This window comes from Streptomyces sp. CBMA152, from assembly GCF_014596475.1.
Taxonomy (GTDB): Bacteria; Actinomycetota; Actinomycetes; order Streptomycetales; family Streptomycetaceae; genus Streptomyces.
This window is the reverse complement of record NZ_MECJ01000001.1, coordinates 24,474-50,595: the sequence shown is the minus strand read 5'-3', so window position 1 is coordinate 50,595 and position 26,122 is coordinate 24,474. Positions and strand designations below refer to the sequence as shown.

Annotated in this window: 24 protein-coding genes; 21 read left to right on the top strand and 3 right to left on the bottom strand. The window is 70.7% G+C overall.

Annotated features, from left to right (window positions below; genetic code table 11):
• Positions 1-25: 25 nt before the first annotated feature.
• Complete coding sequence (locus BG418_RS00240) at positions 26-2,224, bottom strand: elongation factor G-like protein EF-G2 (protein WP_188271552.1); 2,199 nt, start codon at positions 2,222-2,224, stop codon at positions 26-28.
• Positions 2,225-2,508: 284 nt separating this feature from the next.
• Here BG418_RS00240 and pgsA point away from each other — a divergent pair, with 284 nt between their 5' ends.
• The 18 genes from pgsA (at position 2,509) to BG418_RS00150 (ending at position 20,815) form a co-directional block, all read left to right on the top strand.
• Positions 2,509-3,171: a phosphatidylinositol phosphate synthase gene (gene pgsA / locus BG418_RS00235; protein ID WP_188271551.1), complete on the top strand. Its 663-nt coding sequence runs from the start codon at positions 2,509-2,511 to the stop codon at positions 3,169-3,171.
• On the top strand, positions 3,168-4,064 hold the full coding sequence (locus BG418_RS00230) for a phosphatidylinositol mannoside acyltransferase (RefSeq protein WP_188271550.1): 897 nt from the start codon (positions 3,168-3,170) through the stop codon (positions 4,062-4,064). Before pgsA ends, BG418_RS00230 begins: the two co-directional genes overlap by 4 nt.
• On the top strand, positions 4,061-5,221 hold the full coding sequence (locus BG418_RS00225) for a glycosyltransferase family 4 protein (protein WP_188271549.1): 1,161 nt from the start codon (positions 4,061-4,063) through the stop codon (positions 5,219-5,221). The genes BG418_RS00230 and BG418_RS00225 overlap by 4 nt, the downstream gene beginning before the upstream one ends.
• A 209-nt stretch (positions 5,222-5,430) precedes the next feature.
• Entirely contained in the window at positions 5,431-5,976 is a 546-nt protein-coding gene (locus tag BG418_RS00220; RefSeq protein WP_188271548.1) for a hypothetical protein, read from the top strand.
• 146 nt (positions 5,977-6,122) lie between these two features.
• Positions 6,123-7,037: a pyridoxal 5'-phosphate synthase lyase subunit PdxS gene (pdxS, locus tag BG418_RS00215; protein ID WP_188271547.1), complete on the top strand. Its 915-nt coding sequence runs from the start codon at positions 6,123-6,125 to the stop codon at positions 7,035-7,037.
• A gap of 19 nt (positions 7,038-7,056) precedes the next feature.
• A complete protein-coding gene (gene pdxT, locus BG418_RS00210; protein WP_188271546.1) occupies positions 7,057-7,644 on the top strand; it encodes a pyridoxal 5'-phosphate synthase glutaminase subunit PdxT in 588 nt (195 codons plus the stop codon).
• Positions 7,645-7,706: 62 nt separating this feature from the next.
• On the top strand, positions 7,707-8,459 hold the full coding sequence (locus BG418_RS00205) for a YebC/PmpR family DNA-binding transcriptional regulator (protein ID WP_188271545.1): 753 nt from the start codon (positions 7,707-7,709) through the stop codon (positions 8,457-8,459).
• 148 nt (positions 8,460-8,607) lie between these two features.
• On the top strand, positions 8,608-9,153 hold the full coding sequence (gene ruvC / locus BG418_RS00200; RefSeq protein ID WP_067155850.1) for a crossover junction endodeoxyribonuclease RuvC: 546 nt from the start codon (positions 8,608-8,610) through the stop codon (positions 9,151-9,153).
• Positions 9,150-9,755: a Holliday junction branch migration protein RuvA gene (gene ruvA / locus BG418_RS00195; protein ID WP_188271544.1), complete on the top strand. Its 606-nt coding sequence runs from the start codon at positions 9,150-9,152 to the stop codon at positions 9,753-9,755. The genes ruvC and ruvA overlap by 4 nt, the downstream gene beginning before the upstream one ends.
• Before the next feature lie 52 nt (positions 9,756-9,807).
• Positions 9,808-10,881 carry a Holliday junction branch migration DNA helicase RuvB gene (ruvB, locus tag BG418_RS00190; RefSeq protein WP_188271543.1) on the top strand — a complete coding sequence of 358 codons (1,074 nt, stop codon included), beginning with the start codon at positions 9,808-9,810 and terminating at the stop codon, positions 10,879-10,881.
• A gap of 169 nt (positions 10,882-11,050) precedes the next feature.
• Complete coding sequence (yajC, locus tag BG418_RS00185; RefSeq protein ID WP_188271542.1) at positions 11,051-11,521, top strand: preprotein translocase subunit YajC; 471 nt, start codon at positions 11,051-11,053, stop codon at positions 11,519-11,521.
• A gap of 146 nt (positions 11,522-11,667) precedes the next feature.
• Complete coding sequence (gene secD, locus BG418_RS00180; protein WP_188271541.1) at positions 11,668-13,431, top strand: protein translocase subunit SecD; 1,764 nt, start codon at positions 11,668-11,670, stop codon at positions 13,429-13,431.
• 1 nt (position 13,432) lies between these two features.
• Positions 13,433-14,539, top strand: coding sequence for a protein translocase subunit SecF (secF, locus tag BG418_RS00175; protein WP_188271540.1), 1,107 nt, complete (start codon positions 13,433-13,435; stop codon positions 14,537-14,539).
• Positions 14,536-15,078 carry an adenine phosphoribosyltransferase gene (locus BG418_RS00170; protein WP_188271539.1) on the top strand — a complete coding sequence of 181 codons (543 nt, stop codon included), beginning with the start codon at positions 14,536-14,538 and terminating at the stop codon, positions 15,076-15,078. Before secF ends, BG418_RS00170 begins: the two co-directional genes overlap by 4 nt.
• A gap of 169 nt (positions 15,079-15,247) precedes the next feature.
• Entirely contained in the window at positions 15,248-17,740 is a 2,493-nt protein-coding gene (locus tag BG418_RS00165) for a bifunctional (p)ppGpp synthetase/guanosine-3',5'-bis(diphosphate) 3'-pyrophosphohydrolase (protein ID WP_188271538.1), read from the top strand.
• A gap of 90 nt (positions 17,741-17,830) precedes the next feature.
• Positions 17,831-19,234 (top strand): serine/threonine-protein kinase, encoded by a 1,404-nt coding sequence (locus tag BG418_RS00160; RefSeq protein ID WP_188271537.1) that lies wholly within the window; start codon positions 17,831-17,833, stop codon positions 19,232-19,234.
• Between the two features lie 71 nt (positions 19,235-19,305).
• On the top strand, positions 19,306-19,683 hold the full coding sequence (locus BG418_RS00155) for an effector-associated constant component EACC1 (protein WP_188271536.1): 378 nt from the start codon (positions 19,306-19,308) through the stop codon (positions 19,681-19,683).
• Positions 19,664-20,815, top strand: a complete 1,152-nt coding sequence (locus tag BG418_RS00150; protein WP_188271535.1) for a caspase, EACC1-associated type — start codon at positions 19,664-19,666, stop codon at positions 20,813-20,815. Before BG418_RS00155 ends, BG418_RS00150 begins: the two co-directional genes overlap by 20 nt.
• Before the next feature lie 105 nt (positions 20,816-20,920).
• Here the strand turns inward: BG418_RS00150 and BG418_RS00145 are convergent, their stop codons facing one another.
• Both BG418_RS00145 and BG418_RS00140 read right to left on the bottom strand, forming a co-directional pair.
• Positions 20,921-22,150 (bottom strand): DUF349 domain-containing protein, encoded by a 1,230-nt coding sequence (locus BG418_RS00145; protein WP_188271534.1) that lies wholly within the window; start codon positions 22,148-22,150, stop codon positions 20,921-20,923.
• Between the two features lie 175 nt (positions 22,151-22,325).
• Positions 22,326-23,111, bottom strand: a complete 786-nt coding sequence (locus BG418_RS00140) for a peptidylprolyl isomerase (RefSeq protein ID WP_188271533.1) — start codon at positions 23,109-23,111, stop codon at positions 22,326-22,328.
• Positions 23,112-23,259: 148 nt separating this feature from the next.
• Between BG418_RS00140 and BG418_RS00135 the strand changes: the two genes are divergently transcribed.
• The 3 genes from BG418_RS00135 to BG418_RS00125 all read left to right on the top strand — a co-directional run bounded on the left by BG418_RS00135 (position 23,260) and on the right by BG418_RS00125 (position 26,078).
• A complete protein-coding gene (locus tag BG418_RS00135) occupies positions 23,260-23,970 on the top strand; it encodes an MBL fold metallo-hydrolase (RefSeq protein ID WP_188271532.1) in 711 nt (236 codons plus the stop codon).
• A 14-nt stretch (positions 23,971-23,984) separates the two neighbouring features.
• Positions 23,985-25,247 (top strand): histidine--tRNA ligase, encoded by a 1,263-nt coding sequence (gene hisS / locus BG418_RS00130; RefSeq protein ID WP_188271531.1) that lies wholly within the window; start codon positions 23,985-23,987, stop codon positions 25,245-25,247.
• 189 nt (positions 25,248-25,436) lie between these two features.
• A complete protein-coding gene (locus BG418_RS00125) occupies positions 25,437-26,078 on the top strand; it encodes a vitamin K epoxide reductase family protein (RefSeq protein ID WP_188271530.1) in 642 nt (213 codons plus the stop codon).
• Positions 26,079-26,122: the final 44 nt, after the last annotated feature.

The following is a 26,122-nucleotide window of genomic DNA, read 5'->3' as shown; positions in this document are numbered from 1 at the left end:
TCCGACGGTCCGTCAATTGCCTTCTCTATGCTGTCTTTTCGGATGTTTCGCGGATTTTGTCGGCCAGCTGTGGCGGCATGGGTTCGTGCCGGGCGTACGTGCGGTCGAAGCGTCCGGTGCCGTGCGAGACGGAGCGCAGGTCGACCGCGTACCGGCCGATCTCGATCTCGGGCACCTCGGCCCGCACCAGGGTGCGTCCGGGCCCGGCCTGCTCGGTCCCGACGACGCGGCCCCGGCGGCCGGACAGGTCGCTCATGACCGGCCCGACGTAGTCGTCGGGGACCAGCACCTGGAGCTCGGCGACCGGCTCCAGGAGGTGGATGCGCGCATCGGCGGCCGCTTCGCGCAGTGCGAGCGCCCCGGCCGTCTGGAAGGCGGCGTCCGAGGAGTCCACGGAGTGCGCCTTGCCGTCGAGCAGGGTGATGCGTACGTCGACGAGCGGGTAGCCGGCGGCGACGCCCTTGGCCGCCTGGGCGCGTACGCCCTTCTCGACGGAGGGGATGAACTGGCGGGGGACCGAGCCGCCGACGACCTTGTCCACGAACTCGATGCCGGAGCCGGGCGGCAGCGGCTGCACCTCGATCTCGCAGATCGCGTACTGGCCGTGGCCGCCGGACTGCTTGACGTGGCGCCCGCGTCCGGTGGCGGTGTCGCCGAACGTCTCGCGCAGCGAGACCTTGTGCGCGACGACGTCGACCTGGACGCCGTAGCGGCTGCGCAGCCGTTCCAGGGCGACGTCCTTGTGGGCCTCGCCCAGGCACCACAGGACCAGCTGGTGGGTGTGCGGGTTCTGTTCCAGGCGCATCGTCGGGTCCTCGGCGACGAGCCGGGAGAGCCCTTGGGAGAGCTTGTCCTCGTCGGCCTTGCTGTGGGCCTCGATGGCGAGCGGCAGCAGTGGGTCGGGCATGTCCCAGGGCGCCATGAGCAGAGGGTCGTCCTTGCCGGAGAGGGTGTCCCCGGTCTCGGCGCGGACCAGTTTGGCCACGCACGCGATGTCGCCCGCGACGCACTGTGTGAGGGTGCGCTGCTGTTTGCCGAAGGGGGAGGAGAGCGCGCCGACGCGTTCGTCGACGTCGTGGTCCTCGTGGCCCCGGTCGGTCATTCCGTGCCCGGAGACATGGACGGTCTCGTCGGGGCGCAGGGTGCCGGAGAAGACGCGTACGAGGCTGACGCGGCCCACGTACGGGTCGGAGGAGGTCTTGATGACCTCGGCGACCAGCGGGCCCTCGGGCGCGCAGACGGGCGCGGGGCGTGCGCCGCCCTGCGGGGTGGTGACGTCGGGTGCGGCGCGCTCCAGCGGGGTCGGGAAGCCGCCGGTGATCAGTTCCAGGAGTTCGACGGTGCCGATGCCCTGGCGGGCGCCCTCGGCGGCCGGTGCGGCGGCGAGGACGGGGTGGAAGGTGCCGCGGGCGACTGCTCGTTCCAGGTCGTCGATCAGCGTTTTCAGGTCGATTTCGGCGCCGCCGAGGTAGCGGTCCATGAGGGTCTCGTCCTCGGACTCGGCGATGATGCCCTCGATGAGCCGGTTGCGGGCCTCCTCGACGAGCGGGAGCTGCTCGGGGCCGGGCTCGGCCTCCTTGCGTTCACCGGAGGCGTAGTCGAACACGCGCTGCGTGAGGAGCCCGATGAGGCCGCTGACCGGCGCGTGTCCGTCGGGTCCGGCCGGTCCGTGCAGCGGCAGGTACAGCGGGAGTACGGCGTCGGGGTCGTCGCCGCCGAACGCCTCGGCGCACACCCGGGTCATCTCGGAGAAGTCCGCGCGAGCCGCCTCCAGATGGGTGATCACGATGGCCCGCGGCATGCCGACCGCCGCGCACTCCTCCCACACCATTCTGGTCGCGCCGTCCACGCCGTCGGAGGCGGAGACGACGAAGAGGGCCGCGTCCGCTGCCCGCAGACCGGCCCTGAGTTCCCCCACGAAGTCGGCGTATCCGGGGGTGTCCAGAATATTGATCTTGCATCCGGCCCATTCGACGGGGACCAGCGAGAGCTGGACCGACCGCTGCTGGCGGTGCTCGATCTCGTCGTAGTCGGAGACGGTCCCGCCGTCCTCGACCCGGCCCGCGCGGTTGACGGCCCCCGCCGTCAGCGCGAGCGCTTCCACCAATGTCGTCTTCCCGGATCCGCTGTGGCCGACCAGCACCACATTCCGTACGGATGAGGGGTGGTCGGCCGTAGCTGCCCTGCCGGCGGCTCCGGGATGTGCACTCGCCTTGTCGCCCATGCCGTTCCTCCCGTATGGCTTCCGTTTCTTGCACGGTGAGGTGGTGAAAGGGCGCGGCCGCGCGGATCCTCCCCCGGTCCCCGGCCGCGAACGTCCCCGGCCGGGGCGGCTTCGCGTCGCCCGCGGTCTTTCCAGCGTTCCACTCCGGTCACTGTGCGTCCATACGTCGTACGGGAACGCGGGCCCTGCGAGGGTGCGCGGCGGTGGAGCTCCGTGAGCCTGGCTACGATGGGCCAGCCGGTGGCCAGCAGGGCCGCGCGGCCACACCGACCGTCGGGAAGGCCATGCTGAACAAGTACGCGCGTGCATTCTTCACGCGTGTCCTCACGCCGTTCGCCGCGTTTCTGCTCCGCCGGGGGGTGAGCCCGGATGCCGTGACCCTGCTCGGCACGGCCGGAGTGATGGCGGGTGCGCTGGTCTTCTTCCCCCGTGGAGAGTTCTTCTGGGGCACGATCGTCATCACCCTGTTCGTCTTCTCCGACCTGGTCGACGGCAACATGGCCCGTCAGGCGGGGATCTCCAGCCGCTGGGGCGCGTTCCTCGACTCGACGCTGGACCGTGTCGCGGACGGTGCGATCTTCGGCGGTTTCGCGCTCTGGTACGCGGGCAGCGGCGACGACAACGTCCTGTGCGCGGTCGCGATCTTCTGCCTCGCCAGTGGCCAGGTGGTCTCGTACACGAAGGCGCGCGGTGAGTCGATCGGGCTGCCGGTCGCCGTCAACGGGCTGATCGAGCGGGCCGAGCGGCTGGTGATCTCGCTGGTCGCGGCCGGTCTGGCCGGGCTGCACAAGTTCGGTGTCCCGGGCATCCAGATCCTGCTGCCGATCGCGCTGTGGATCGTGGCCGTGGGCAGTCTGATCACGCTGGTCCAGCGGGTGGTGACGGTGCGCCGCGAGTCGGCGGAGGCCGACGCCGAGGCGGCCCGCACCGGCGGAGCCGCTTCATGAGGGAGCGGCTGACGGACTCGCTCTACGGGCTCGCCTGGACCTCCGTCAAGAAGCTCCCCGAACCCATGGCCACGGGCCTGGGCCGGCGGATCGCGGACACGGTGTGGAAGCGGCGCGGCAAGAGCGTGCTGCGGCTGGAATCCAACCTCGCGCGCGTGGTGCCCGACGCCACCCCCGAGCGGCTCGCGGAGCTGTCGCAGGCCGGTATGCGCTCCTACATGCGGTACTGGATGGAGTCGTTCCGGCTGCCGGCCTGGAGCAAGGACCGGATGAGGACCGGTTTCGAGCCGCAGGGCCTGCACCACCTCACCGACGCGCTCGCCTCCGACAAGGGCGTGGTCCTGGCGCTGCCCCACATGGGCAACTACGACCTCGCGGGCGCCTGGGTGACCACCAAGCTGGAGACGCCGTTCACCACGGTCGCCGAGCGCCTCAAGCCCGAGACGCTGTACGACCGGTTCGTCGCCTACCGCGAGAGCCTGGGCATGGAGGTCCTGCCGCACACCGGCGGCTCGGCCTTCGGCACGCTCGCGAGGCGGCTGCGCGACGGCGGTCTGGTCTGCCTGGTCGCCGACCGCGATCTGTCGGCCTCCGGCGTCGAGGTGAAGTTCTTCGGGGACACCGCGCGGATGCCCGCCGGTCCCGCCCTGCTGGCCCAGCAGACCGGTGCGCTGCTGCTGCCGGTGACCCTCTGGTACGACGAGTCGCCCGTCATGCAGGGCAGGGTGCACCCGCCGATCGACGTGCCCGAGACGGGCACGCGCGCGGAGAAGACATCCGTGATGACCCAGGCGCTGGCCGACGCCTTCGCCACCGGTATCGCCGAACACCCGGAGGACTGGCACATGCTGCAGCGACTGTGGCTCGCCGACCTTGAGGAGCGCCGGTCGTGAGGATCGGCATCGTCTGCCCGTACTCCTGGGACGTGCCGGGCGGCGTCCAGTTCCACATCAGGGACCTGGCCGAGCATCTGATCCGGCGCGGCCACGAGGTCTCCGTGCTCGCCCCCGCCGACGACGAGACGCCGCTGCCGCCGTACGTGGTCTCGGCGGGCCGGGCGGTCCCTGTCCCGTACAACGGCTCGGTGGCGCGCCTGAACTTCGGCTTCCTGTCGGCCGCGCGGGTGCGGCGGTGGCTGCACGAGGGCACGTTCGACGTCATCCACATCCATGAGCCGGCCTCGCCCTCGCTGGGCCTGCTGAGCTGCTGGGCGGCCCAGGGCCCGATCGTGGCGACCTTCCACACCTCCAACCCCCGCTCGCGGGCGATGATCGCGGCCTACCCGATCCTCCAGCCCGCCCTGGAGAAGATCAGCGCGCGGATCGCGGTGAGCGAGTACGCGCGGCGCACGCTGGTGGAGCACCTGGGCGGCGACGCGGTGGTGATCCCCAACGGCGTCGACGTCGACTTCTTCGCCAAGGCCGAGCCGCGTCCGGAGTGGCAGGGCGACACCCTGGGCTTCATCGGCCGCATCGACGAGCCGAGGAAGGGCCTGCCGGTGCTGATGAAGGCGCTGCCCAAGATCCTCGCCGAGCGTCCCGGGACCCGTCTGCTGGTCGCGGGCCGCGGCGACGAGCACGAGGCGGTGGCGTCCCTCCCGCAGGAGATGCGCTCCCGGGTGGAGTTCCTCGGCATGGTGAGCGACGAGGACAAGGCGCGCTTCCTGAGCAGCGTCGACGTGTACGTGGCGCCCAACACCGGTGGTGAGAGCTTCGGCATCATCCTGGTCGAGGCGCTGTCGGCGGGGGCGGCGGTCCTGGCGAGCGACCTGGACGCGTTCGCCCAGGTCCTGGACCAGGGCAACGCGGGCGAACTCTTCGCCAACGAGGACGCGGACGCGCTGGCCGCCTCGGCCCTGGCCCTGCTGGCCGACCCGGCCCGCCGGGCCGAACTCAGCGCGCGCGGCTCCGCCCACGTGCGCCGCTTCGACTGGTCGACGGTGGGCGCGGACATCCTGGCGGTGTACGAGACGGTGACGGACGGCGCGGCGTCGGTGGCGACGGACGAGCGCCCGGGGCTGCGGGCGCGGTTCGGGTTGGCGCGGGACTGAGGCGGTCCGGGCGGGACGCCACTTCGGGGTGCCCGCAGCGGAGGCAACAGTCGGGCGCGGGGTCCGTGGCGGAGCCCCGTGGCGGGGTGCAGGGGCCGCAGGCCCCGCGAAGGGGTCCGGGGGCGTAGCCCCCGGGAAACACACCCTCACCCCCACCCACCCCCGGAGGGTTTAGGGAAGGGGCGGGGTGGGGGCTAGCCTTGCCGCCCGTGACCGTAACCCTCATCTGGACCGCCGTCGCCCTCATCGCGATCGGCCTCTACCTCAGCTGGACCGCCGGCCGCCTGGACCGCCTCCACACCCGCATCGACGCCGCCCGCGCCGCCCTGGACGCACAGCTGCTGCGCCGCGCCTCGGTCACCCAGGAGCTGGCCACCTCCGGCGTACTGGACCCCGCCGCGTCGATCGTCCTGTACGAGGCTGCGCACGCGGCCCGTCAGGCCGAGGAGGAGCAGCGCGAGGTCGCCGAGAGCGAGCTGAGCCAGGCGCTGCGGGCCGTGTTCGGCGAGCAGGCCCAGGTCGAGGCGGTCCGCGAGGCCCCCGGTGGCGTGGACGCGGCGGAGGAGCTGGCCCAGGCGGTACGCCGCGTCCCCATGGCCCGCCGCTTCCACAACGACGCCGTACGCGCGGCCCGCGCCCTGCGCAGGCACCGCACGGTCCGCTGGTTCCGCCTGGCCGGGCACGCGCCGTTCCCGCTGGCCTTCGAGATGGACGACGAGCCCCCGACGGCCCTGGCGGACCGCCCGGGCTCGTAACCGCAAGCTCGTAACCGTAAGAGCGAAACGAGCCCCACACCCGGCAAAACGATCCACCGCCTGCACATTGGCCCTTGCTGTGGACTGGTCCGCGAAGACACCCTCTGGGCAGTAGAGAACCCCCTCCTTCACTCCAGCGAGGTCCCGTGTCCAGCACCCTCTCCAGCAGCGCCCAGACCCCCGAGACCGGCACCGCGCGCGTGAAGCGCGGCATGGCCGAGCAGCTCAAGGGCGGTGTGATCATGGACGTGGTCAACGCCGAGCAGGCGAAGATCGCCGAGGACGCGGGCGCCGTGGCGGTCATGGCCCTGGAGCGGGTCCCGGCCGACATCCGCAAGGACGGCGGCGTGGCCCGGATGTCCGACCCCAACATGATCGAAGAGATCATCGAGGCCGTCTCCATCCCCGTCATGGCCAAGTCCCGTATCGGCCACTTCGTCGAGGCCCAGGTCCTGCAGTCGCTCGGTGTCGACTACATCGACGAGTCCGAGGTCCTGACCCCGGCCGACGAGGTCAACCACTCCGACAAGTGGGCGTTCACCACCCCCTTCGTCTGCGGCGCCACCAACCTGGGCGAGGCCCTGCGCCGTATCGCCGAGGGCGCGGCCATGATCCGCTCCAAGGGCGAGGCCGGCACCGGCAACGTCGTCGAGGCCGTCCGTCACCTGCGCCAGATCAAGAACGAGATCGCCAAGCTGCGCGGCTTCGACAACAACGAGCTGTTCGCCGCCGCCAAGGACCTGCGCGCCCCGTACGAGCTGGTCAAGGAGGTCGCCGAGCTCGGCAAGCTCCCGGTGGTCCTGTTCTCCGCCGGTGGCGTGGCCACCCCGGCCGACGCCGCGCTGATGCGCCAGCTCGGCGCCGAGGGCGTCTTCGTCGGCTCCGGCATCTTCAAGTCCGGCGACCCGGCCAAGCGCGCCGCCGCCATCGTGAAGGCCACCACCTTCTACGACGACCCGAAGATCATCGCGGACGCGTCCCGCAACCTGGGCGAGGCCATGGTCGGCATCAACTGCGACACCCTCCCCGAGGCCGAGCGCTACGCCAACCGCGGCTGGTAAGGCACAGGTACCGAAGGACATGAGCAACACACCCGTCATAGGCGTCCTGGCCCTCCAGGGCGACGTACGGGAGCACCTGATCGCCCTGGCCGCGGCGGACGCCGTGGCCAGGCCGGTCCGGCGCCCCGAGGAGCTCGCCGAGGTGGACGGCCTGGTCATCCCCGGCGGCGAGTCCACCACCATCTCCAAGCTCGCGGTGCTGTTCGGGCTGATGGAGCCGCTTCGCGCGCGCGTGGCGGACGGCATGCCCGTCTACGGCACCTGCGCCGGCCTGATCATGCTCGCCGACAAGATCCTCGACCCGCGCTCGGGCCAGGAGACGATCGGCGGCATCGACATGATCGTGCGCCGCAACGCCTTCGGGCGCCAGAACGAGTCCTTCGAGGCGACCGTCGAGGTCTCCGGTGTCGGCCCCGTCGACGGTGTCTTCATCCGGGCGCCCTGGGTCGAGTCGGTGGGCGCGCAGACCGAGGTTCTTGCCGAGCACGGCGGCCACATCGTCGCGGTGCGCCAGGGCAACGCGCTCGCGACCTCGTTCCACCCCGAGCTGACCGGCGACCACCGCATGCACGGTCTGTTCGTGGACATGGTGCGCGACGCCCACTGAGCCGATCCCGGTAGGATCTCTGCCGAACGACGCAGAATTGGTTACGCGAAGGAGACAGGCAGATGTCCGGCCACTCTAAATGGGCTACGACGAAGCACAAGAAGGCCGTGATCGACGCCAAGCGCGGCAAACTCTTCGCGAAGCTGATCAAGAACATCGAGGTCGCGGCCCGCACCGGCGGCGCCGACATCGAAGGCAACCCGACCCTCTTCGACGCCGTGCAGAAGGCGAAGAAGCAGTCGGTGCCCAACAAGAACATCGACTCCGCGCTCAAGCGCGGTGCCGGTCTTGAGGCGGGCGGCGCCGACTACGAGACGATCATGTACGAGGGTTACGGTCCCAACGGTGTCGCGGTGCTCATCGAGTGCCTCACCGACAACCGCAACCGTGCCGCCTCGGACGTGCGTGTCGCGATGACCCGCAACGGCGGCAACATGGCCGACCCGGGTTCGGTCTCGTACCTGTTCAACCGCAAGGGCGTCATCGTCCTGCCCAAGGGCGGGCTCTCCGAGGACGACGTCCTGGACGCCGTCCTGGAAGCGGGCGCGGAGGAGGTCAACGACCTCGGTGAGTCCTTCGAGATCATCTCCGAGGCCACCGACCTGGTCGCGGTCCGCACCGCGCTCCAGGAGGCCGGTATCGACTACGACTCGGCCGACTCGAACTTCGTCCCGACCATGCAGGTCGAGCTGGACGAAGAGGGCGCGCGCAAGATCTTCAAGCTGATCGACGCGCTGGAGGACAGCGACGACGTGCAGAACGTCTTCGCCAACTTCGACGTCTCGGACGAGGTCATGGAGAAGGTCGACGCCTGACGCGCAGTCAGACAGCGGTACACGACGGGCCGACGGGACACCTCCCGTCGGCCCGTCGCGCTATCGGTGGCGCCGGTTGTCAGTGGCACCCGATAGCCTGCACAAACAAGCGATTCACCGGATCGAAGGAATCGAAGAAGGGGGCGGGGTGCGGGTACTTGGCGTGGACCCGGGGCTGACCCGGTGCGGTGTCGGCGTCGTCGAGGGCGTGGCGGGCCGCCCGCTGACGATGCTCGGCGTCGGCGTCGTGCGCACCCCGGCGGATGCCGAGTTGGGCCACCGCCTGGTCGCCATCGAGCAGGGCATGGAGCAGTGGCTGGATGAGCACCGCCCCGAATTCGTCGCCGTGGAGCGGGTGTTCAGCCAGCACAACGTACGTACGGTGATGGGCACCGCGCAGGCGAGCGCCGTCGCCATGCTCTGCGCCTCCCGCCGCGGCATCCCCGTCGCGCTGCACACCCCCAGCGAGGTCAAGGCCGCCGTCACCGGCAGCGGCCGCGCCGACAAGGCACAGGTCGGCGCGATGGTCACCCGGCTGCTGCGGCTGGACGCCCCGCCGAAACCGGCCGACGCGGCCGACGCGCTCGCCCTCGCCATCTGCCACATCTGGCGCGCCCCCGCCGTCAACCGCCTGCAACAGGCGCACGAGCAGGCCCGCCGTGCCCAACTCTCCGTAAAGAAGGTCACCCGATGATCGCCTTCGTCAGCGGCCCGGTCGCCGCCCTCGCCCCCGACGCCGCGGTGGTCGAGGTCGGCGGCGTCGGCATGGCCCTGCAGTGCACGCCCAACACCCTGGCCACGCTGCGCGTCGGCCAGCACGCCAAGCTGGCCACCTCCCTGGTCGTGCGGGAGGACTCGCTGACCCTGTACGGCTTCGCGGACGACGACGAGAAGCAGGTCTTCGAGCTGTTGCAGACGGCCAACGGCGTGGGCCCCCGGCTCGCCCAGGCGGTCCTGTCGGTGCACACCCCGGACGCGCTGCGCCGGGCGTTCGCCTCCGGTGACGAGAAGGCGCTGACCGCCGTGCCCGGCATCGGCAAGAAGGGCGCCCAGAAGCTCCTCATCGAGCTGAAGGACCGGCTCGGCGCGCCCGTCGGCAGCGCCCCGGCCGTCGGCGCCCCGGTCACCCAGGGCTGGCGCGACCAGCTGCACGCCGCCCTGATCGGCCTCGGCTACGCGACCCGCGAGGCCGACGAGGCGGTCGCCGCCGTCGCCCCGCAGGCCGAGGCCGCCGCCAGCCCCAACGTCGGAGCGCTCCTGAAGGCCGCGCTGCAGACCCTCAACCGGGCCCGCTGACCGGCCCGGCGCCGACCGACCCGACGACAGAACCTACGAGAGACCGGCACTGATGAACTGGGACGAGACCGCAGCCGAGACCGCCGACCCGAGGCTGGTCGGGCCGGTGGCCGACGGCGAGGACCAGGCCGTCGAGGCCGCCCTGCGCCCCAAGGACCTCGACGAGTTCATCGGCCAGGAGAAGGTCCGCGAACAGCTGGACCTGGTGCTGCGGGCCGCCCGCGCGCGCGGCGCCACCGCCGACCACGTCCTGCTCTCGGGCGCCCCCGGCCTCGGCAAGACCACACTTTCGATGATCATCGCGGCCGAGATGGGCGCCCCCATCCGCATCACCAGCGGCCCGGCCATCCAGCACGCGGGCGACCTCGCCGCGATCCTCTCCTCCCTCCAGGAGGGTGAAGTCCTCTTCCTCGACGAGATCCACCGGATGTCGCGCCCGGCCGAGGAAATGCTGTACATGGCGATGGAGGACTTCCGGGTCGACGTGATCGTCGGCAAGGGCCCCGGCGCCACCGCCATCCCGCTGGAGCTGCCCCCCTTCACGCTGGTCGGCGCGACCACGCGCGCGGGGCTGCTGCCCCCGCCGCTGCGCGACCGCTTCGGCTTCACCGCGCACATGGAGTTCTACGAGGCCGCCGAGCTGGAGCGGGTGGTGCACCGCTCGGCCGGCCTCCTCGACGTCGAGATCGACCCGGCGGGCGCGGGCGAGATCGCCGGCCGCTCGCGCGGCACGCCCCGTATCGCCAACCGGCTGCTGCGCCGGGTGCGCGACTACGCCCAGGTCAAGGCCGACGGCGTCATCACCCAGGAGATCGCGGCGGCAGCCCTTCGGGTGTACGAGGTGGACAGCCGGGGCCTGGACCGCCTCGACCGGGCGGTGCTGCAGGCCCTGCTCAAGCTGTTCGGCGGCGGCCCGGTGGGCCTGTCGACCCTGGCGGTCGCGGTGGGGGAGGAGCGCGAGACCGTCGAGGAGGTGGCCGAGCCCTTCCTCGTACGGGAGGGGCTGCTCGCCCGGACCCCGCGCGGGCGGGTGGCGACGCCCGCCGCGTGGGAGCACCTGGGCCTCGTACCGCCGCAGCAGGGCGGGGCCGCGGGAAGCGGACAACAGGGGCTCTTCCGGCCGTGACGGCGCGGGTGGGTGCACGGGGAGGAACCCGGGTGGGATGCTGGGCGTTGTTCCAGCTGTGCGGACTCGCTTAGACTCCGCCGATGCCGCCCTTACATTTACCGGGCGGCATACCCACCCCCAGATCAGGCCGCACTCCTTGCGCGGTCGTGCGAAGGAAGTTCGTCCCGTGAGTCTCGTGACCCTTCTCCCCTTCATCGTCCTCATCGGGGCCATGTTCCTCATGACCCGCTCGGCGAAGAAGAAGCAGCAGCAGGCAGCCTCCATGCGCAGTGAGATGCAGCCCGGCACCGGTGTCCGCACGATCGGCGGCATGTACGCCACGGTGAAGGAGCTCGGCGACGACACGGTGCTTCTGGAGGTGGCGCCCGGCGTCCACGCCGTCTACGCGAAGAACGCGATCGGCGCGGTGCTCTCCGACGAGGAGTACAACCGCATCGTGCACGGCGACACGGACGAGTCGTCCGATCTCCCCGTCGTGCCGGACGACGCCTCCTCGCTGACGGAGGGCGCGAACGAGGCGGCCGACGCGGCCGACGCCGCGCAGGACGCCAAGATCGACCTGGGCAAGAAGGACGAGGCGGACGACGCCGCCGAGCCCAAGAACGGCAAGGCGGACGGCGAGTCGGGCGCGAAGTAGTCACTCGCGGTGACCGCCCGGTGCGTACCCGCGCCGGGCGGCTCCTGCGGAGCTGACGACTTCTACGGGGGACGTCCCCACAACACTTCGTGGCCGCCCAGGCGCACACCCGAGCGCGGGGCGGTTGGACAGGGAGAAACGACAAGGTGGCAGCACCGAAGAAGGGCCGAAGGCCGGCGGGGGCCCAGGGCAGGCCGGGGCGCACCCTGGTCCTGTTCCTGATCGCCATGGTGGCCCTCGCGGGCGGCATGTTCGCCTCCGGCCACAACACTCCGCGCCTCGGCATCGACCTCGCCGGCGGCACGAGCATCACCCTCAAGGCCAAGGCGGAGCCGGGCCAGGAGAAGGCCATCAACAAGGCCAACATGGACACCGCGGTCTCGATCATGAACCGCCGTGTCAATGGACTCGGTGTCTCCGAGGCCGAGGTCCAGACCCAGGGCTCCAGCAACATCATCGTCAACATCCCCAAGGGGACGAACTCGGAGCAGGCCCGCCAGCAGGTCGGCACCACCGCCAAGCTCTACTTCCGGCCCGTCCTGACGGAGGCTGCCGGCACCGCGCAGAAGCAGCCCGCGCCCAGCGGCTCGCCGACCCCGTCGGGGAGCAAGAGCCCGGACAAGAACGGCGACAAGAAGCCGTCCTCGACGCCGAAGGCCACCCCGGACGCGAAGTCGACGCCCCAGGGCCGCGCCGTCACCGACGCGCTGAAGGCGGACGCCAAGCCCAACCCGAAGACCACGCCGACGCCGCCGGTGACCCCGCCTCCGGGCTCCGCTACGCCGCCCCCGTCGGCGAGCGACCAGGCCGCCGCTGCCAAGATCCAGAAGCAGTTCGAGGCCCTGGACTGCTCCACCAAGGAGTCCCGCAGCAAGGCCGCGTTCGGCACCAAGGCCACCGACATGGTCGTGGCCTGCAGCCAGACCGGTGACGCCAAGTACATCCTCGGCCCGGCCGAGGTCGACGGTACGGACGTCAAGAAGGCCAAGGCGGTCATCGACCAGCAGCGCGGCATGTGGATCGTCCAGATGGACTTCACGGGCAAGGGCTCGAAGAAGTTCCAGACGATCACCGGCAAGCTCTCCAAGCAGCAGTCGCCGCAGAACCAGTTCGCGATCGCGCTCGACGGCCAGGTCGTCTCGGCCCCCTCCGTCAGCACCACGCTGAGCGGCAGCGCCGAGATCTCCGGCAGCTTCACCCAGCGCTCGGCGACCGACCTGGCCAACGTGCTGTCGTACGGCGCGCTCCCGCTCTCCTTCGTGGAGCAGAGCGTCACCACCGTGACCGCCGCGCTCGGCGCCGACCAGCTGCACGCCGGTCTGATCGCCGGTGCCATCGGCCTGGCGCTGGTCATCATCTACCTGGTGATCTACTACCGCGGCCTCGCGCTCGTCGCGATCATGAGCCTCGCGGTCTCCGCGATCCTCACGTACGTACTGATGTCGCTGCTCGGCCCGGCCATCGGCTTCGCGCTGAACCTGCCGGCGGTCTGTGGTGCCATCGTCGCCATCGGTATCACCGCCGACTCGTTCATCGTCTACTTCGAACGCATAAGGGACGAGATCCGCGAGGGCCGCACCCTGCGTCCGGCCGTCGAGCGGGCCTGGCCGCGCGCCCGGCGCACGATCATGGTCTCCGACTTCGTGTCGTTCCTCGCCGCCGCGGTGCTGTTCATCGTGACGGTCGGCAAGGTCCAGGGCTTCGCGTTCACGCTGGGTCTGACGACCCTGCTCGACATCGTCGTGGTGTTCCTGTTCACCAAGCCGGTGATGACGCTGCTGGCGCGCAAGAAGTTCTTCGCGAGCGGCCACCCGTGGTCCGGTCTGGACCCCAAGCGGCTCGGCGCCAAGCCGCCGCTGCGCCGCACGCGCCGCACCTCCTCCGCCCCCACCGACCCGAAGGAGGCGTGAGATGTCGCGACTCGGTCATCTCGGCGCCCGGCTCTACCGCGGTGAGGTCGGCTACGACTTCGTCGGCAAGCGGAAGATCTGGTACGGAATCTCGATCCTGATCACCATCACGGCCATCCTGGGCCTTGCGGTGCGGGGTCTGGTGATGGGCATCGAGTTCAAGGGCGGTGCCGTCTTCACCACCCCGAAGACGAGCGTCTCGGTCTCCCAGGCGGAGAGCTACGCGAAGTCGGCCTCCGGCCACGACGCGATCGTCCAGAAGCTCGGCAACAAGGGTCTGCGCATCCAGATCACCGACATCGACACCGCGAAGTCGGACCAGATCAAGACCGCGCTCGCCAAGGACCTCAAGGTCCCGGCCGAGGACATCAACGCGGACCTGGTCGGCCCCAGCTGGGGCGACGAGATCGCCAACAAGGCGTGGACCGGTCTGATCGTGTTCATGGTCCTGGTGGTGATCTACCTCGCGATCGCCTTCGAGTGGCGCATGGCGCTCGCGGCCCTGATCGCGCTGATCCACGACCTCACGATCACCGTCGGTGTGTACGCGCTGGTCGGCTTCGAGGTCACCCCGGGCACCGTGATCGGTCTGCTGACGATCCTCGGCTACTCCCTCTACGACACCGTCGTCGTCTTCGACGGTCTCAAGGAGGGCGGCAAGGGCATCACCAAGCAGACCCGCATCACCTACAGCGAGATGGCCAACAAGAGCCTCAACGGCACCCTGGTGCGTTCCATCAACACCACGGTCGTCGCGCTGCTGCCGGTCGCGGGCCTGCTGTTCATCGGTGGCGGTGTCCTGGGCGCCGGCATGCTGAACGACATCTCGCTGTCGCTGTTCGTCGGCCTCGCGGCCGGTGCGTACTCGTCGATCTTCATCGCCACGCCGCTCGTCGCCGACTTCAAGGAGCGCGAGCCGCAGATGCAGGCCCTCAAGAAGCGGGTGCTCGCCAAGCGGGCGGCGGCCGCCGCCAAGGGCGAGAGCGACGACGAGCCGCAGGACGCGGTGGAGCAGGCGGACGAGGACGCCGAGGACGCCGAGACCGCGGGCGCCGTCGTCGGCCAGCGCCGCCAGCCCTCCCGCAACAACCGGGGGAAGCGGCGATGACGATCTCCACCCAGGAGCTGCTGCTCAGCCGCATCCGTGACGTACCGGACTACCCCAAGCCCGGCGTGCTGTTCAAGGACATCACGCCGCTGCTCGCGGACCCGGCGGCGTTCACGGCCCTGACCGACGCGCTCGCAGAGCTGTGCGTACGGCACGGCGCGACGAAGATCGTCGGCCTGGAGGCGCGCGGCTTCATCCTGGCGGCCCCGGTCGCGGTCCGCGCCGGTATCGGCTTCATCCCCGTGCGCAAGGCGGGCAAGCTCCCCGGAGCGACGCTCTCGCAGGCGTACGAGCTGGAGTACGGCACCGCGGAGATCGAGGTGCACGCCGAGGACCTGGCCGCGGGCGACCGCGTCATGGTCATCGACGACGTCCTGGCCACCGGCGGCACCGCCGAGGCCTCCCTGGAGCTGATCCGGCGGGCCGGAGCCGAGGTGGCCGGCGTCGCGGTGCTCATGGAGCTGGGCTTCCTGGCCGGGCGGAACCGGCTGGAACCCGCCTTGCGCGGGGCCCCGCTGGAGGCTCTCATCACGCTCTGACCAGGGCAGCGAACACCAAGAGGCGGGTGCCGGAGGAATCCGGCACCCGCCTCTCGTGTTTCCCAGATACGGGCAGTCACAGCTGCCCGACACGAACCGGCCGCCCAGGATCGATACCATGGCCTTTCCGGGCCTGACCGGGGGACCCGGATCCGCACGAGGAGCGCTCTTGCCAGACGAGGCCCAGCCACTCTCCGCCGAGCGGCCCGACCAGCAGGCCGAGCAGGCCACGGCGGCCCCCGCCGCGCCCCAGCAGCCCGCGGTGGAGCCCAAGCCGGTCACCACGAAGTCGGCCCAGCGGCCCCTCGCCGCAGCCCCGGCCCCGGCCCCCAAGCCCACGTCGCCGGCGGGCTCCGTCTCGCGCTCGGGCGGCTCCTCCAACCGGGTCCGCGCCCGCCTCGCCCGGCTCGGTGGGCAGCGCTCCTCCGCGTACAACCCGGTCCTGGAGCCCCTGCTGCGGATAGTGCGCAGCAACGACCCGAAGATCGAGACCGCGACGCTGCGCCAGGTCGAGAAGGCCTACCAGGTCGCCGAGCGCTGGCACCGCGGCCAGAAGCGCAAGAGCGGCGACCCGTACATCACGCACCCGCTCGCCGTCACCACGATCCTCGCCGAGCTGGGCATGGACCCGGCGACGCTGATGGCGGGGCTGCTGCACGACACCGTCGAGGACACCGAGTACGGCCTGGACACCCTGCGCCGTGACTTCGGCGACCAGGTCGCCCTGCTCGTCGACGGCGTCACCAAGCTGGACCGGGTGCAGTTCGGCGACGCCGCGCAGGCCGAGACCGTGCGCAAGATGGTCGTCGCCATGGCCAAGGACCCGCGCGTCCTGGTCATCAAGCTCGCCGACCGCCTGCACAACATGCGCACCATGCGCTACCTCAAGCGGGAGAAGCAGGAGAAGAAGGCCCGCGAGACGCTGGAGATCTACGCTCCGCTGGCGCACCGCCTGGGCATGAACACCATCAAGTGGGAGCTGGAGGACCTCGCCTTCGCGATCCTCTACCCCAAGATGTACGACGAGATCGTACGGCTGGTGGCCGAGCGGGCGCCCAAGCGCGACGAGTACCTGGCCATAGTGACCGACGAGGTCCAGTCCGACCTGCGCGCCGCCCGCATCAAGGCGACCGTCACCGGCCGACCCAAGCACTACTACAGCGTCTACCAGAAGATGATCGTCCGAGGCCGTGACTTCGCGGAGATCTACGACCTGGTGGGCATCCGTGTCCTGGTCGACACGGTCCGCGACTGCTACGCGGCGCTCGGCACGGTGCACGCGCGATGGAACCCGGTCCCCGGCCGGTTCAAGGACTACATCGCGATGCCGAAGTTCAACATGTACCAGTCGCTGCACACGACGGTCATCGGCCCCAACGGCAAGCCCGTCGAGCTCCAGATCCGTACGTTCGACATGCACCGCCGCGCCGAGTACGGCATCGCCGCGCACTGGAAGTACAAGCAGGAGGCCGTCGCCGGTGCCTCCAAGGTGCGTACCGACGTACCGAAGAAGGCCGGCAAGGACGACCACATCAACGACATGGCGTGGCTGCGCCAGTTGCTCGACTGGCAGAAGGAGACCGAGGACCCCAGCGAGTTCCTGGAGTCCCTGCGCTTCGACCTGTCGCGCAACGAGGTCTTCGTCTTCACCCCCAAGGGCGATGTCATAGCGCTCCCGGCGGGTGCGACGCCGGTCGACTTCGCGTACGCGGTGCACACCGAGGTCGGCCACCGCACGATAGGCGCACGGGTCAACGGACGGCTCGTGCCGCTCGAATCCACCCTGGACAACGGTGACCTGGTCGAGGTCTTCACCTCCAAGGCGGCCGGCGCCGGGCCCTCGCGGGACTGGCTGGGCTTCGTCAAGTCGCCGCGCGCCCGCAACAAGATCCGCGGCTGGTTCTCCAAGGAGCGCCGCGACGAGGCGATCGAGCAGGGCAAGGACGCCATCGCGCGCGCCATGCGCAAGCAGAACCTGCCGATCCAGCGCATCCTCACCGGCGACTCCCTGGTCACCCTCGCCCACGAGATGCGCTACCCCGACATCTCGTCGCTGTACGCGGCGATCGGCGAGGGCCATGTCGCAGCGCAGGGCGTCGTGCAGAAGCTGGTGCAGGCGCTCGGCGGCGAGGAGGCCGCCAACGAGGACATCGCCGAGTCGGCGCCGCCCTCGCGCGGCCGCAGCAAGCGCCGGGCCAACGCCGACCCGGGTGTGGTGGTCAAGGGCGTCGAGGACGTGTGGGTCAAGCTGGCCCGCTGTTGTACGCCCGTCCCCGGCGACCCGATCATCGGCTTCGTGACACGCGGCAGCGGCGTCTCGGTGCACCGCGCGGACTGCGTCAACGTGGACTCGCTCTCCCAGCAGCCCGAGCGGATCCTTGAGGTCGAGTGGGCGCCCACCCAGTCCTCGGTCTTCCTGGTCGCCATCCAGGTCGAGGCGCTCGACCGCTCCCGGCTCCTGTCGGACGTCACCCGCGTCCTGTCCGACCAGCACGTCAACATCCTGTCGGCGGCCGTGCAGACGTCCCGCGACCGGGTGGCCACCTCGCGCTTCACCTTCGAGATGGGCGACCCCAAGCACCTCGGACACGTCCTGAAGGCCGTGCGCGGAGTAGAGGGCGTGTACGACGTGTACCGGGTGACCTCGGCGCGCAGGCCGTAACTTCCTTCCGGATCCCCCGACTTGCCGGATTCCCTTGCTCGACAGGGGAGTTGAGAGCGATGATCGGGGGATTCGGGCACAGGGGGTGACATGGCGGGGCCGACCGTGATCGACCGGCGGTACGAGCTGCTCAAGCAGCTGGGCTCCGGCGGCATGGGCGAGGTGTACGAGGCCATGGACACCGCGCTCGGGCGGCGCGTGGCCCTGAAGATGATCCGCTCCGACCTCGCCGGTCCCGAGGTGCGCGACCGCTTCGACCGCGAGGCGCGCGCCCTGGCCCGGATCGCCCACCCCAACACGGTCATCGTCCACGACGTGGGCCTCCACGGCGAGGCGCCCTTCCTCGTCATGGAGCTCCTGGAGGGCGTGGACCTGCGCACCCTCATGAACGAGGAGTCCCGGCTGCCGCACGCCCTCGTACGGGCCATCGCCGGCGGTGTGTGCGCGGGACTGGGCGCGGTGCACGACGCGGGCATCCTGCACCGGGACGTCAAGCCCGGCAACGTGCATCTGACCCTGACCGGCCGGGTCGTCCTCCAGGACTTCGGCATCGCCCACCTGCTCGACACCTCCCGGCAGACCGTGACAGGGGAGATGGTGGGCACGCCGTCGTACATGGCGCCCGAGGCCGTGGTCGGCGAAACCCCACGGGCGCACTCGGACCTGTACGCCCTCGGCGTCTGCGTGTACGAGATGCTCTCCGGCGTCCAGCCCTACAGCGGCGAGTCAGTGGTGGAGGTCATCTACAAGGTCCTCCAAGAGCCGCCGCCCCCGTTGAAGGGCATATCGGGCATACCGGATGACCTCGCCGTTCTGGTCGCCGATCTGATGGCCAAGGACCCGGCCGAGCGCCCCACCGCGGCGCAGACGCTGGAGCGGCTGCGGTGCCCGCCCAACGCCGGTGAGCTGGTCGAGGAAGCGGTCACCGGACACCTGCGCAGACGGGCCGTACGGGACTTCGGGCCGCCCGCCGCCGCCCAGGCCCCGAACGCCGGGCTGCCCCGGCTTCAGAGCGTCGCTTTCCAGCGGCCCCAGCGCCTGTCCGGGCCACCCGCGCCCCAGACCACCGGGATCGGTCACCACCCCACCGATCAGCCCACCGGCCGGCCGGTCGGCCTCCCCGCGTCCCCGCAGCCCGCGGCCGTCCCCGAGCGGCGCGACGCCACCTACACGGGGCTGGCCCTCAGCGGCGCCACCAGGAACCAGATCCTGCGCGCGATGACCCCGTCCGTCGCCGAGGCCCGCCAGCGCGAGGCCGTCAACCTGGTGCTGCGCGGCTCGCTGGAGGAGGCCATCGGGCTGCTGAGCACGGTCGCCGAGGTCAGCCGCGTCTCCTTCGGCCCCGACCACCCCACCACGCTGGCCTGTGTGTACTGGCAGGGAGTGTGCCTGGCCCGGCTCGGCGCGGGCCCCGAGGCGGTGGCCAAGTTCGCGGAGGTGTCCGCGGTGGTGACCCCCGCGCTCGCCGCACGCGAAGCACGCGAGCTCGAATGACGCGGCCCGCACCTGCGCAACGCAGGGCCGCGCACCCGTACGACCGATGGCTGAAGGGAACCGAGGAACCGGTGTCGAAGATCGAGATCCGGGTGCGCGGCGCCGCCGACCCCGAGACGGAGCTGCGTTCGCTGCTGAAATGGCTCCACGCGGACGACGAGGTGCGCCGAGACGTGCACGGCACGCTCGCCGGCTCGGCGCCCGCCGACCCCGAGCACATGGGCGCCCTGCTCGACGTCATCTCGCTGGTGGTCAGCGGCGGGCTCTCGGCGGGCCAACTGGTGCTCGCCGTCGACCAGTGGCGCACCGCCCGCCGCGCCTCCCCGCGCGTCGTCGTCCGCAGGGACGGGGTGGAGATCGAGATCGACGGGGCCGACCCGGCCACCATCGCGCGGATCACCGCACTCCTTGCGGATGAGGAGCGGTCCGGTGACGGCGGATCTGCCTGACCCCTCGGCGTCGGCCGCCGTACTGATCGGCACCGCCGGCTATGCGCATCTGCCCCAACTGCCCGCCGTGGAGGCCAACCTCACGGAACTGGCGACGGTCCTGCGGGACTCCACGATCTGGGGGCTGCCGGAGGCGCACACCCTGACGGTGACCGAGCCCGAGACCCCGGCCGCCCTCCTCGACCCGGTGTACGCGGCGGGCGAGCGGGCCCGGGACACGCTGCTGGTCTACTACTGCGGCCACGGCCTGCGCGACTCCGAGTCCGCCGACCTGTACGTGGCCCTGACCGGCTCGCGCGAAGGCGCCGGGTACACCGCCGTCGAGTACCGGCATCTGCGCGCCGCGATCCTCGCCTCCCCGGCCCGGCGCAAGGTCGTCGTGCTCGACTGCTGCTTCAGCGGCCGCGCGGCCCGCACTCTCAGCAGCCCCAACGCCCTTGCCGCACAAGCCGGAATAGAGGGCGCGTACGTCCTCACCGCCTCCCCGAAGGACCATGTGGCGCTCGCCCCCGACGGGGAGCGGCACACCGCGTTCACCGGCGAGCTGCTGCACGTCCTGAGCCAGGGGCTGCCGGACGCGCCGGAGACCCTGGACCTGGAGACCCTCTACCGGGCCGTCGACGCCCGGCTCGGCGCCCGGAACCGGCCGCGCCCGCAGCGCAGCCAGGAGAACGACGTGGGGCGCCTCCCGCTGGTCCGCAACCGCGCCAAGGCCGACCCGGGCGTCCCTGCGGGGCCCGTGATGGACGCCGAGGTCGAGGCCGCGATGGTCTCCTCGGGGCTCCAGCTGGCCCGGCTGCTCAGATCGGAGGGGCGCGGCAGGGACGCGCTGCCGGTGCTGCGGATGATCCTGCAGAACCGGGTGCCCGACGCGGAGGGCGACGCCGTCATCGTCCATCTCGAACTGGCCGAACTGCTCACGGAGTCGGGCCTCGACGACCAGGCGATCGAGGTCCTGGAAGGCGCCTTCCAACTCACCCACAAGAGGTTCGGCCCCGAGGCCCTCACGGTCTGCCGCCGCCTCGCCGAGCTGTTGCAGTCGGCCGGAAACCACCGCCAGGCCTGCGATGTGCTGCGGCACGCGCTCGACACCCTGGAGCGGGGGAGCAGAGGGTCGGGCCCGGCCGCGTAACGAGGTCAACGAGGTCAATGAGTCAACGAGCTCACGGACGCCGAAGGCCCGGCCGTGACATCACGGCCGGGCCCTCATACGTACACCTCGTCGTAGTCGACGGCGTCAGCCGCCGAACTCCTCCAGGCCCTTCAGCGCCTGGTCGAGCAGCGCCTGGCGGCCCTCCAGCTCCTTGGCGAGCTTGTCGGCCTTGGCGTTGTTGCCCGCCGCGCGGGCCGCGTCGATCTGGCCGCGCAGCTTGTCGACCGCCGACTGGAGCTGGCCCGTCAGACCCGCGGCACGCGCGCGTGCCTCCGGGTTGGTGCGGCGCCACTCCGACTCCTCGGCCTCCTGCAGCGCCCGCTCCACGGCGTGCATCCGGCCCTCGACCTTGGGACGCGCGTCACGCGGTACGTGGCCGATCGCCTCCCAGCGCTCGTTGATCCCCCGGAAGGTGGCGCGGGCCGCCTTCAGATCGCCCACCGGGACGAGCTTCTCGGCCTCGACGGCCAGCTCCTCCTTGAGCTTCAGGTTCTCGGTCTGCTCGGCGTCACGCTCCGCGAAGACCTCGCCGCGCGCGGCGAAGAAGACGTCCTGGGCGCCGCGGAAGCGGTTCCACAGCTCGTCCTCGGCCTCGCGCTGGGCGCGGCCCGCCGCCTTCCAGTCCGCCATCAGCTCGCGGTAGCGGGCGGCCGTGGTGCCCCAGTCCGTCGACGACGACAGCGCCTCGGCCTCGACGACCAGCTTCTCCTTGACCTTGCGGGCGTCCTCGCGCTGCGCGTCCAGCGACGCGAAGTGCGCCTTGCGCCGCTTGGAGAACGCCGAGCGCGCGTGCGAGAAGCGGTGCCACAGCTCGTCGTCGGACTTCCGGTCGAGCCGGGGCAGGCCCTTCCAGGTGTCCACGAGCGCCCGCAGCCGCTCGCCGGCCGAGCGCCACTGCTCGCTCTGCGCCAGCTCCTCGGCCTCGGCGACCAGCGCCTCCTTGGCGTGCTTGGCCTCGTCGGTCTGCTTGGCCTTCTGGACCTTGCGCTCCTCGCGGCGCGACTCCACGGTCTCGACGAGCTTGTCGAGCCGCTTGCCGAGTGCCGCCAGGTCACCGACCGCGTGATGCTCGTCCACCTGCGTGCGCAGATGGTCGATCGCGGTCTGCGCGTCCTTCGCCGACAGGTCGGTGGTCTTCACCCGTCGTTCGAGGAGGCCGATCTCGACAACCAGGCCCTCGTATTTGCGCTCGAAGTAGGCCAGGGCCTCCTCGGGAGTCCCCGCCTGCCACGATCCGACGACGACTTCGCCCTCGGCTGTACGCACATACACGGTGCCCGTCTCGTCGACGCGGCCCCACGGGTCGCTGCTCACAGCGCCTCCTCCACATGATGCCGACGCGAGGGGTTCGGCCCTCGTGGCATCGTCCACAGTTTCCGGGACGGGCCTCGCCCGCCCTCCACAACGCGTTTGTCACCGCGCTGCACAACGCCAATCTAGGCGACTCGCCGCCCGGCTGTCCGCACTCAGCGCGGCCGAATTCCGCGGGTCAGTCCTTGTTGACGGTGGCCTTGGCGATGGTGACGGCCGTCTTGGGAGCGCCGTCCGCGCCGCCGCCCGTGACCCCGGCCTTCGCCACGTCCTCGACGACCTTCAGGCCCGCCGCGTCGATCTTGCCGAACGGCGTGTAGGTGGGCGGGAGTTTGCTGTCCTTGTAGACGAGGAAGAACTGGCTGCCGCCGGTGTGCGGCTGGCCGGTGTTGGCCATGGCGACCGTGCCCGCCGGGTAGGTGACCGTGCCGTCCGCGCCCGCCTTGCCGAGGCCCGTCAGGTTCTCGTCCGGGATCGTGTAGCCGGGGCCGCCGGTGCCGTCGCCCTTGGGGTCGCCGCACTGGAGCACGTAAATGCCCTGTGTGGTGAGGCGGTGACACTTCGTGTTGGTGAAGTAGCCCTTGTCGGCGAGGGACTTGAACGAGTTGACGGTGTGCGGCGTCTTCGCCGCGTCCATCGTGAAGACGATGTCACCGGCGCTGGACTTCAGCGACATCGTGTACGCGGCCTTCTGGTCGATCGCCATCTTCGGCTCGGGCGCGGAGTCCTTGCTCGCCGAGGGCGTCGGGGCGTCGGAGGGCGCGGCGGCGTCCGACTTCTTGTCGTCGCCGGAGAAGGCGCCCGTGGCGAAGGCCGCCCCGCCCGCCGCGACGACCACCGCGAGGGTGGCCGCGATGACGGTGTTGCGGCGCTTGGCCTTGCGGCGGGCCGTCTCGCGGCGCTGCTGCTGACGCTCGAACTTCTCCCGGGCGAGCTGGCGCCGGCGCTGATCGCTGCTGACCACCGGTGGTCTCCTTGTGCGGTGTAGGGGGTACGGACGCGTGTACGCGCGGACTGTGCCCGTACCGTATATGGGTTCGCTGTGACGGGAGCAGCGCCGGTAGGCTCTGAACAGCCGCAATCACCCGTCGTACGAGAAACTGAGGACGATCGTGCTCATTGCCGGGTTCCCCGCCGGGGCCTGGGGGACCAACTGCTACCTGGTCGCCCCCGCCGCAGGCGAGGAGTGCGTGATCATCGACCCGGGCCACCAGGCGGCCCAGGGAGTCGAGGACGCGCTCCGGAAGCATCGGCTCAAGCCCGTCGCCGTCGTCCTCACCCATGGCCACATCGACCACTGCGCCTCGGTCGTCCCGGTGTGCGGGGCGCACGACGTGCCCGCGTGGATCCACCCCTCGGACCGGTACATGATGAGCGACCCGGAGAAGGCCCTCGGCCGCTCCTTCGGCGCCCAGATCATGGGCGAGCTGACCATCGGCGAACCGGACGACGTCAAGGAGCTGTCCGACGGCGCGACGCTGCAGCTCGCCGGTATGGAGCTCACCGTGTCGCACGCGCCCGGCCATACCAAGGGGTCGGTGACGTTCGGGCTGCCCGAGGCGGAGGACATTCCTCCGATCCTGTTCTCGGGCGACCTGCTCTTCGCCGGCTCCGTCGGACGCACCGACCTGCCCGGCGGCAGCCACGCCGAGTTGCTCGAATCGCTGGGCCGTGTGTGCCTGCCGCTCGACGACTCGACCGTGGTGCTGTCCGGCCACGGCTCCCAGACCACCATCGGCCAGGAGCGCGCCACCAACCCGTATCTGCGGCAGGTGGCCGCCGGCCTCGGAGAGGGCATCGCCTCTCCCCGACGAGGAATGTGACGAGAAGCTTCCCCATGAGTACCTTCCAGGCCCCCAAGGGCACGTACGACCTGTTGCCGCCGAACAGCGCGACCTACCTGGCGGTCCGCGAGGCGATCGCGGCGCCGCTGCGCAACTCCGGCTACGGCTATGTCGAGACCCCGGGCTTCGAGAACGTGGAGCTCTTCGCGCGCGGTGTCGGCGAGTCGACCGACATCGTGAGCAAGGAGATGTACGCCTTCGAGACCAAGGGCGGCGACAGGCTCGCCCTGCGCCCCGAGGGCACCGCTTCCGTGCTGCGTGCGGCTCTTGAGGCCAATCTGCACAAGGCGGGCAACCTGCCGGTGAAGCTCTGGTACTCGGGCTCGTACTACCGCTACGAGCGCCCGCAGAAGGGCCGCTACCGGCACTTCTCGCAGGTCGGCGCCGAGGCGATCGGCGCCGAGGACCCGGCGCTCGACGCCGAGCTGATCATCCTGGCCAACGACGCGTACCGCTCGCTCGGCCTGCGCAACTTCCGCATCCTGCTGAACTCGCTGGGCGACCAGGAGTGCCGTCCGGTCTACCGGGCCGCGCTCCAGGACTTCCTGCGCGGCCTCGACCTCGACGAGGACACCCTGCGCCGCGCCGAGATCAACCCGCTGCGCGTCCTCGACGACAAGCGGGACGCGGTCCAGAAGCAGCTGGTGGGCGCGCCGCTGCTGCGCGACTACCTGTGCGACGGCTGCAAGGCGTACCACGAGGAGGTCCGCGAGCTGCTGAACGCCCAGGGCGTGGTGTACGAGGACGACCCGAAGCTGGTGCGCGGCCTCGACTACTACACCCGGACGACCTTCGAGTTCGTCCACGACGGTCTGGGCTCGCAGTCCGCGGTGGGCGGCGGCGGCCGCTACGACGGCCTCTCCGAGATGATCGGCGGCCCCGCGCTGCCGTCGGTGGGCTGGGCGCTCGGCGTCGACCGTACGGTCCTGGCGCTTGAGGCCGAGGGCGTCACGCTCGACATCCCGTCCGCGACCAGCGTGTTCGCGGTGCCGCTCGGCGAGGAGGCCCGGCGGGTCCTCTTCGGTGTGGTGGTCGAGCTGCGCAAGGCGGGCATCGCGACCGACTTCGCGTTCGGCGGCAAGGGCGTCAAGTCGGCCATGAAGTCGGCCAACCGCAGCGGTGCCCGGTTCGCGATCGTCGCGGGCGACCGCGACCTCGCCGAAGGCGTCGTGCAGCTCAAGGACATGGAGTCCGGCGACCAGACGGCCGTGCCGCTGGCGGGCGTCGTGGACACGATGCGCGAGCGACTCGCGTAACGACCCGTGCGAGGGACGGGCCGGACGGCTACGGCTGTCCGGCCCGTCTCCCGTTTCCCGAACCGTCAACTCCGCTCCTGCGCGTACGCCCTTATGTCGAACGAACGGTGGGCACGTGCGCGTGTACGGCACAATGAGCCCCACCCCCAGGCCCCTTCAGGCCCACGACTCGACTGACGGATCGGCGTGATGAGCAAGACGACGACAGCCAAGGACAGTGTCTCCTCCGGCCCCGACGGGGCGGACGGCCAGCGTGGCGTCGGCGGGAGCCGCGCGTTCGCCTGGCTCCTGGTGATCACGGGGGCCGCCGGACTGCTCGCGGCCTGGGTCATCACGATCGACAAGTTCAAGCTCCTTGAGAACCCGAACTTCACGCCGGGGTGCAGCCTCAACCCGGTGGTGTCCTGCGGCAACATCATGAAGAGCGACCAGGCCTCCGCCTTCGGGTTCCCCAACCCGATGCTCGGTCTGGTGGCGTACGGCATCGTGATCTGCGTCGGCATCAGCCTGCTCACCCGGGCCCGCTTCCCGCGCTGGTACTGGCTCACCTTCAACGCGGGCACGCTCTTCGGTGTCGGATTCTGCTCCTGGCTGCAGTTCCAGTCGCTGTACCGGATCAACGCGCTGTGCCTGTGGTGCTGCCTGGCGTGGGTCGCGACGATCTTCATGTTCTGGTACGTCACGTCGTTCAACGTCCGCCACGGCTTCCTGCCCGCGCCGAACTGGCTGAAGAGCTTCTTCGGCGAGTTCACCTGGGTGCTGCCGGTGCTGCACGTCGGGATCATCGGGATGCTGATCCTGACCCGCTGGTGGGACTTCTGGACGAGCTGACGGGCTCTGTCGGACCCTGCCAACCTGTATGACCAGGGGTTTTC

Coding starts and splice junctions, on each gene's coding strand:
- BG418_RS00170 (WP_188271539.1), top strand. CDS start 14,536: ATGACGATCTCCACCCAGGAGCTGCTGCTCAGCCGCATCCGTGACGTA.
- BG418_RS00240 (WP_188271552.1), bottom strand. CDS start 2,224: ATGGGCGACAAGGCGAGTGCACATCCCGGAGCCGCCGGCAGGGCAGCT.
- ruvB (WP_188271543.1), top strand. CDS start 9,808: ATGAACTGGGACGAGACCGCAGCCGAGACCGCCGACCCGAGGCTGGTC.
- pdxT (WP_188271546.1), top strand. CDS start 7,057: ATGAGCAACACACCCGTCATAGGCGTCCTGGCCCTCCAGGGCGACGTA.
- BG418_RS00160 (WP_188271537.1), top strand. CDS start 17,831: ATGGCGGGGCCGACCGTGATCGACCGGCGGTACGAGCTGCTCAAGCAG.
- BG418_RS00205 (WP_188271545.1), top strand. CDS start 7,707: ATGTCCGGCCACTCTAAATGGGCTACGACGAAGCACAAGAAGGCCGTG.
- BG418_RS00230 (WP_188271550.1), top strand. CDS start 3,168: ATGAGGGAGCGGCTGACGGACTCGCTCTACGGGCTCGCCTGGACCTCC.
- pgsA (WP_188271551.1), top strand. CDS start 2,509: ATGCTGAACAAGTACGCGCGTGCATTCTTCACGCGTGTCCTCACGCCG.
- secF (WP_188271540.1), top strand. CDS start 13,433: ATGTCGCGACTCGGTCATCTCGGCGCCCGGCTCTACCGCGGTGAGGTC.
- ruvA (WP_188271544.1), top strand. CDS start 9,150: ATGATCGCCTTCGTCAGCGGCCCGGTCGCCGCCCTCGCCCCCGACGCC.
- hisS (WP_188271531.1), top strand. CDS start 23,985: ATGAGTACCTTCCAGGCCCCCAAGGGCACGTACGACCTGTTGCCGCCG.
- BG418_RS00125 (WP_188271530.1), top strand. CDS start 25,437: ATGAGCAAGACGACGACAGCCAAGGACAGTGTCTCCTCCGGCCCCGAC.